1 pseudogene is annotated in these 589 nt (G+C 59.4%); it reads right to left on the reverse strand.

Annotation, left to right across the window (positions count from 1 at the left end):
• Positions 1-589 (reverse strand): annotated as a pseudogene (locus BST12_RS29250) (PPE family protein); the annotation flags it as partial.

Below are 589 nucleotides of genomic sequence, written 5' to 3' on the forward strand. Positions count from 1 at the left end.
CGCCCCCACATGCCACACCGGAACCACCACCGGCCCCACCCCAGGACCCGAGAGAGCCAAATGCAAGGGGCCGTCCACCAGCAACGCGATAGACGGACCGGTGATTTCAATGGAATCAAAGACGATCGGCCCCACCGTGCCATTCAGATTGTCGCCCGACAGGTGTATTACCGGAAGTGTGAATGGCTGAGTGCTGATGTTGCCCAGTGAGCCCGATACCGGGATGTGCAGGGGGATGTCGACGGCCAGGTCGAGTCCGATTCGGGGGATGGTCAAGGTGTAATCACCGCCGAACTGACCCTGCCCATCAGCCCGCCAGAAAAAGCCGTTGTTCTGACTCCCCCGGTTGAAGCCACCCGTATTCAAATCCCCGCTATTCCCCACACCCGTGTTCAGATCACCGGTGTTCCACCACCCCGTATTCGTATCCCCGGTATTGAACGAACCCGTATTGACGCTCCCCGGATTAAACCCACCCGAGTTGTAACTCCCCACATTCCCGATCCCGGTATTCAGCAACCCCGCGTTCCACACCCCGGTGTTCAACACACCGGAGTTGAACACCCCACTGTTGGCCATGCCGCTGTTG

It is taken from the genome of Mycobacterium angelicum, assembly GCF_002086155.1.
Lineage (GTDB): Bacteria > Actinomycetota > Actinomycetes > Mycobacteriales > Mycobacteriaceae > Mycobacterium > Mycobacterium angelicum.